Consider the following 6163-nt stretch of genomic DNA (forward strand, 5'->3'; position numbering starts at 1 on the left):
CCAAGGCAGTCACCCTGTGGTCCTGACTCGACTCGCCCAGCCAGCATTCGTCGAGGCCCGGCCGCTGGGCCGGCGCTGACGCCTGGCCCGAGCGAGGTCTCACGGGCCATCTGGCGCGGTGTCACGCCAGGCCCCGCAGCACGTCGGCTGGCTTCCCGGTCCTCGTTGTTCCTCCTTCCCCCGCCAGGGCGCTGACGCGCTCACACGCCCGTTCAGCGCCCTGGGGAAAGGGCGGCCGGGGACTCACTGCTGGGCGGGGTTCTGGTATCGCGGGGCGAGTGTGCTGGTGGACGAGGAGCGGAGCCCGAACTCCGCCGCGGCGATGCGATCCACCGCCTCGCCGTCGACCAGTCCGGGCACGCACACGACCTCGCCGGTTTCCAAGGCCCTCAGCGAAGCGGTCACCACGTCCTCGACGGGCATGCCTCCGTCGTCGTGTACTCGCGCTACGTCACCGGCTACCGGATCCTGGCCCTGGGTGAGATGGAACTCGGTTGCCGTCAGCCCTGGGCACAGCACCTGGACACGAACCGGCGCACCGTCCAACTCTGCGGCCAGGGTTCGGCTGAAGGTGACTACGTACCCCTTGGTCCCTCCATAGACCGCCCGCACCGGCAGAGGATCCGGCGGAAGCGAACCGGCGAAGGCGAGAGTGGAAGCCACATTCACCACGGCGCCGCGGCCGCGTGCCAGCATGCCCGGCACGGCTGCACGAGCGAGCCGGGTGAGCGCCACCACGTTCACGGCCATCACCTTCTCCAGCAGTGCTGTATCGGTCTCGGCGAAGGGGCCGTAGCCGTTGATGCCCGCGTTGTTCACCAGCAGCTCGACGTCGTCCTCGGCGGTTCGCCGGGCAACCCGGTCGAGGTCACCGGCATCGCCCAGATCCGCGACGACGGTTTCGACCCGTACGTCGTGCTGCCCGGTCAGCTCCGCGGCAAGTGCGCGGAGACGCTCTGCGCGCCGCGCCACCAGCACCAGACCGTGACCATCCGCAGCGAGCCGACGTGCGTAGGCCGCACCGATGCCCGAGGAGGCACCGGTCACGATGGCTGTTCCCCTGGCGGGAAGGGAGTCGGGATGGATGGTCATGCAGGCCTCCTTGTATTCGTGATTCGATCGAGGCGTCCCTCAGGTGGACATCACCCGGGTCCAGGGCCGTCGCTGGCTACGCGGCGGGGATGTTCCTGGCCTCGGCAGTGATGATCTTCAAGGCCTCGTTGATGCGGTCGTGGTGGGTGCGGTGGGAGACCACGCACACGCGCAGGGTGTAGCGGCCGTCGACAACCGTGCTGGAGAGCACGACGCGCCGGTGGCCGTTGATCCGCTCCAGCAGACGGCGACTCGCCTCATCGGCCCGCTCGGCGGCGGCCCGGCTGCTGTCGGTGGGGCGGATGCGGAAGATCACGGTGGACAGGTCGGGGCGTTGGGGGACCTCCAGTTCCGCGACGCCGGACAGTGTGTCGTGGACGTGTTCGGCCAGGTCGAGTTTCTCGTCCAGGGCCTCGCGGAAGGCGTCCACCCCGTGCAGGTGCAGGGGAAGCCAGGCCCGCAGACCGCGGATCTCGTGGGTCAGCTCGGGCCCGAGCCGGCCGGAGTCCGGGACGCTCCCCGCCGCCTGCATGTCCTGGAGGTAGCTGCCGGTGCCGTCGTGTGCGGCGTGCAGGGCGGCGAGGTCGCGGACGACCAGGGCGCCGGTGCCGAACGGCATGAAGAGGGTCTTGTGCGGGTCCAGGGTGAGCGAGTCGGCCTTCTCGATACCGGTGAGGCGTTCTGCGCCGCGTGCGGTGAGACGGAAGAAGCCGCCGTAGGCCGCGTCGATGTGGAACCACACGTTCTCGCGGCGGGCCAAGTCGGCCAGCTGCGGCAGCGGGTCGATGGTGCCGGTGTCGGTGGTGCCGGCGGTGGCCACCAGCAGGAACGGCCGCAGCCCGGCGTCCCGGTCGGCGCGGATCATCGCGGCGGCGGCGTGAGGGTCCATCCGCAGGTTGGGGGTGTGCGGCACGGTACGTATGTGGGCCGCGCGGATGCCGGCGAGGCGGGCGGCCTTGGCGACGGAGTGGTGGGCGAAGGCGGTGGTGTAGACGGTGCCGCCGGCGAGATCCTCGCCGAGCCTGTCGTGGCGGGCGGCGACCGTCGCAGAGAACGTGGCCATCGAGCCACCGCTGGTCAACAGGCCACCGCTGCCCTCCGGGAGGCCGCACACCTCGCGGGCCATCCAGCGGATCACACTCTCCTCCAGCGCGGCGAGCGCCGGGGCTACCGAGGCCAGGCCGCCGTAGCGGTTGACGGCACGGTTGTAGAACTCGGCGAGCGCGGCCGAGTACAGACCGCTGCCCGGGATGTAGGCCAGGTGGCCGGGTCCGGCCGTCTCCAGAGCGCAGTCGGCGGCCTCGTCCAGGCGCGAGAGCAGAGCCTTCAGGTCGCCGCCCCGGGCGGGCGGCGGCGCCAGGAAGGACTCCACCAGGTCGGCCTCGGCCTGCGGGGACAGGGGGCTGGTCGCGGGGCGGACGGCGAGGTTCTCGGTGCGGTCGACGACACGGTCCAGGAAGAGACGGCCCATCTCGGTCATCGTGGCGCGGTCGGGTTCCAGGGGGAAGGGGTGCATGAGGCAGTCCGGTGTGCGTGAGAGGGGTAGGGAGGCGGCGGGTCCGGCGTCATGGCCGGAGCGCGTGACCAGGATGCGCCGGCAAGAGCGGCACGCGGTGGCGTAACCAGTGCCCGGATGGCCATCGGGCGCAGGATTGTTCGCCGATGTGGCCGTTACGCTGAATTTCATGCCACGGCCCCTGTACGACCGCATTGACCGGGCGATCCTGGACCACCTCCAGCGCCACGGACGCACCCCCAACGTCGACCTCGCCGAGGCCGTACGCCTGTCACCCTCGTCCTGCCTGCGCCGCACCAAGGCGCTGGAGGAGGACGGGGTCCTGGCCGGCTACCGGGCCGATCTGGACCGCGAGCGCCTCGGCCTGGGGCTGACGGTGTTCCTCTCCCTCAAGGTCGAGCACTCCCGCACCACATCCCAGGTCGTCGAAGAGGCACTGAAGGCGATCGACCACGTGGTCGCCTGCCATGTCGTCTCCGGCGACGCCGACTTCTTCGTCGAGCTCGCCGTGCCGGACCTGAGCACCTTCGAAAAGGTGCTCACAGACCAGATCCTGGCCATCGGTCCCGTTCGCGACGCCCGCAGCACCTTCTGCATCCGCACCGTCATTGACCGCGGCCCGCTACCCCTCACCTCCTGGCCCGCCCCGCGTGCATGACCGGACGACACGGCTCACCTCAACCGTGACACGCGGACACGGAAGTCCGTCGCTCGACCGCGAGATACAGACTTGTTCGCCTGGTCGATGACGACATGAGACACATCTGGGTATCTGGAGAACCGTCCCACTTCGGCTCCGCCGCCCACCCGGCGGCCAGCACAAGACTGTCCACCGCGACGGTCAGCATCGGCTCGGGCAACGACCATGCCATGCGGCGATCCCTTCCTCCATCGGCACCGGGGGCCCGGCGACGAGCGTTCGGCCGCCCAGCAGCCGGCCTTGAACAGTTCCGGCGGCACGTCGATTGCGACGTGCCGGTCGCCGCTCCATTCGCTCAGTAGGCCGGCGGAGTCGATTTCGTGCTTGATGCGAGCGGTTGCCTCGATCAGCCGTGTCGGGTCCGGGTTGAGCATGAGCATCCGTAGGACGCGGTGCCAGGAAAGCCCCACCACCTCGTTGACCTCTTCATCCTCCGAGAGGAGCACGTGTAGGTCGCTCGTCGGCGGGGTCGGGATCCTTGTGCCGGCCGCCGCGCTCGGCCCGCTGCCGCCCTGGGTGGGGTTGGAGGTTGAGCGGGCCGAACTCGTCCATGCAGAAGATGACTTCGGGCTCGCCTTCATCGGGTATGACCTCGCGGTCGGCGATCGCGTAGAGGTGCTCGACGCGGGCGTTCTTGGCGGCATAGTCGGGGTCGCGGGAGGTCTTCCAGGTCTTCACGCGTTGAAACGAGACGCCCTCCTCACGAAGCAGGACCCGAAGGCCCTCGTGGCTGATGTCGTCGACCACCCCCTCGGAGACCAGGAAGTCGGCCAGCTTGGCCAGGCTCCAGGTCGAAAACGGCAGGCCGTGTTCGGCCGGCTTGGACTTGGCGATCTTCTTGATCTCGCGGCGTTCCGAGAGGGTGAAGGTCTTGGGCCGCCCGCCCTTGTACTTGGGGTAGAGCGAGTCGAAGCCGTCGGTGTTGAAGTTGTGGATCACGTCCCGGATCCGGTCCGCGCTGGTGAACGTGACCTCGGCGATCTTCGCCACGGGCATGCCCTGGGCGGACAGCAGCGCCGTCTGGGCCCGCCGCCAAGTCACCACCGACCCGGTGCCCCTGCGGATGATCCGCAGCAGCCGTCTGCCCTCGGCGTCATCGATCTCGCGGACCCGCACTCGCTCTGCCATCGGCCCAGCCTGGCGCACGCGCGCCGTCCGAAGCGGCACCCGGACGGCGCGTCACATCTGCGACTGAGCATGTAGTTGGCAGGATTTACCACCTGCTGTGGTCAGCCTGGCGCCTCGACGTCGTCAGTGAAGGCGCGCAGCAGATGCTGTACCAGCAGCGCCAGGCCGCCGAGCACGCTGAGGTGCCACAGGCCCAGCCCGTTCACCGGGCGGCCTTAGCTCACCGCCTGCTTCACGAGCGCACCGATCCGCGCCTCCACCTCGGCCGTCACCTCGGTCAGGGCGAAACCGGCCGCCCACATCGTGCCCTCGTCCAGCTTCGCCTGGTCGCTGAACCCGAGCGTCGCGTAGCGCGCCTTGAACTTCTCCGCGCTCTGGAAGAAGCACACGACCTTGCCGTCCAGCGCGTAGGCGGGCATCCCGTACCAGAGCTTCGGCGCGAGGGCCGGGGCGCTGGCTGTGATGACGGCATGGACCCGCTCAGCCATGATCCGGTCCGAGTCCTGCATCTCGGCGATCTTCGCGACCACGTCCCGCTCCTCCTCCGCCGCCTTGTCCGCGCGTGAGCTGCGGCGGGCCGCCGTCTTCAGCTCTTGGGCATGGTCCTTCATCGCGGCCCGCTCCTCGGCCGTGAATCCCTCGTGCGTGCTGCTTTCGGTGCTGCTCATGGCAGATCTCCCTTTGAGGGTCTGATGTGCTGGATCTTGGGCGCGTGGGTGGCGACGTGCCGCCACATCCGACATCGGCACGCGACGTGCCGATCGAGTCTGAATACTGCGCGCAGCCCTCGACATTGTCAACGGCACGCCATGTGCCGTTAGGATGGCAGCATGACCGACACGCCCGCCACGCCGAGGCGCCGAGGTGCCGCGCGCACCGAAGAGCTGCTGCAGGTAACCCTCGATCTGGCCGCCGAGGTCGGATACGCGGGCCTGAGTATCGAGGCGGTCGGCCGAAGGGCCGGGGTCGGGAAACACACGATCTATCGGCGCTGGCCGTCCATGTCGGCGCTGCTGCTCGACGCGCTCAGCCGCGTGTGGACCAGCGACCTGGACTATTGCGACACCGGGGACGTCCGCGCGGATTTGCGCGAACAGTTCCTACGCTCGGGCCTCGCCCTCTCCAGCCCGCCGATCGGCCCTGTCTACCGCGCAGTCATCGCCGAAGCGCAGGCCGATTCAATGCTGCGGGCGACCCTGCACGAACGATTCCTGGTCACCGTCGAGCGGAGCACCCTCGACCGAATCACCCGCGCCCAGCGCACCGGTGAACTGGCCGCGGAAGCGAATCTGGAATTCGCCGCCGAGGTGCTGTGCGGCACGCTGTACTACCGCAGCCTGCTGTCAACCCGCCCCATCGACGAGGACGCGGTGGACGGACTGCTGGACATGTTCATGGCCGCCTACGGAACCAGCAATTAGGACTCGACCGCACAAGTCGGACTTATTCTCCCGATCCGAGGACCGTACAGGTCGCAACCGCACAACAGGGCGAAGGTTGTCTGATACGGCACTAGGGTCCGTCTTCAAAGATCATCGGGTGGTGGATCATGGTGGGGTGATACATCGCCATGAACTCACCGATAAGGAGTGGGAGTTACTCGCTCCTCTCATTCCGCGCGCCGTGACAGGTCGTCCGCGCGTGGAGGATCGGCAGGTCGTCAACGGGATGGTCTACAAGATCCGAACCGGGATCTCCTGGCGCGACCTGCCGGAACGTTATGGCTC

The 6163-nt window shown here is 68.7% G+C and carries 6 protein-coding genes and 1 pseudogene; 3 read left to right on the top strand and 4 right to left on the bottom strand.

Annotated elements, in window-relative coordinates; all coding sequences use genetic code 11:
• Positions 1-243: 243 nt before the first annotated feature.
• Both ABZ915_RS34770 and ABZ915_RS34775 read right to left on the bottom strand, forming a co-directional pair.
• A complete protein-coding gene (locus ABZ915_RS34770; protein WP_361811525.1) occupies positions 244-1092 on the bottom strand; it encodes an SDR family oxidoreductase in 849 nt (282 codons plus the stop codon).
• A 76-nt stretch (positions 1093-1168) separates the two neighbouring features.
• Positions 1169-2608, bottom strand: coding sequence for an aminotransferase class V-fold PLP-dependent enzyme (locus tag ABZ915_RS34775; RefSeq protein ID WP_361811528.1), 1440 nt, complete (start codon positions 2606-2608; stop codon positions 1169-1171).
• 169 nt (positions 2609-2777) lie between these two features.
• Here ABZ915_RS34775 and ABZ915_RS34780 point away from each other — a divergent pair, with 169 nt between their 5' ends.
• A complete protein-coding gene (locus ABZ915_RS34780; RefSeq protein WP_361811531.1) occupies positions 2778-3266 on the top strand; it encodes an Lrp/AsnC family transcriptional regulator in 489 nt (162 codons plus the stop codon).
• 510 nt (positions 3267-3776) lie between these two features.
• Here the strand turns inward: ABZ915_RS34780 and ABZ915_RS34785 are convergent.
• Positions 3777-4436 (bottom strand): annotated as a pseudogene (locus ABZ915_RS34785) (helix-turn-helix domain-containing protein); the annotation flags it as partial.
• Positions 4437-4651: 215 nt separating this feature from the next.
• The gene (locus ABZ915_RS34790; RefSeq protein WP_361811534.1) at positions 4652-5104 is read right to left on the bottom strand and encodes a DUF1801 domain-containing protein; all 453 of its coding nucleotides are present in this window, start codon (positions 5102-5104) and stop codon (positions 4652-4654) included.
• A 162-nt stretch (positions 5105-5266) separates the two neighbouring features.
• Between ABZ915_RS34790 and ABZ915_RS34795 the strand changes: the two genes are divergently transcribed.
• Positions 5267-5857: a TetR/AcrR family transcriptional regulator gene (locus ABZ915_RS34795; RefSeq protein ID WP_361811537.1), complete on the top strand. Its 591-nt coding sequence runs from the start codon at positions 5267-5269 to the stop codon at positions 5855-5857.
• 118 nt (positions 5858-5975) lie between these two features.
• A partial coding sequence (locus tag ABZ915_RS34800; RefSeq protein WP_361811540.1) for a transposase occupies positions 5976-6163 on the top strand: 188 nt, incomplete at its 3' end.

It is taken from the genome of Streptomyces sp. NPDC046915 (assembly GCF_040644935.1).
GTDB lineage: Bacteria > Actinomycetota > Actinomycetes > Streptomycetales > Streptomycetaceae > Streptomyces.

Bases quoted from the DNA above. Each gene is read 5' to 3' on its own strand.
- ABZ915_RS34790 (WP_361811534.1), bottom strand. From the start codon at position 5,104: ATGAGCAGCACCGAAAGCAGCACGCACGAGGGATTCACGGCCGAGGAG.
- ABZ915_RS34775 (WP_361811528.1), bottom strand. From the start codon at position 2,608: ATGCACCCCTTCCCCCTGGAACCCGACCGCGCCACGATGACCGAGATG.
- ABZ915_RS34795 (WP_361811537.1), top strand. From the start codon at position 5,267: ATGACCGACACGCCCGCCACGCCGAGGCGCCGAGGTGCCGCGCGCACC.
- ABZ915_RS34780 (WP_361811531.1), top strand. From the start codon at position 2,778: ATGCCACGGCCCCTGTACGACCGCATTGACCGGGCGATCCTGGACCAC.
- ABZ915_RS34770 (WP_361811525.1), bottom strand. From the start codon at position 1,092: ATGACCATCCATCCCGACTCCCTTCCCGCCAGGGGAACAGCCATCGTG.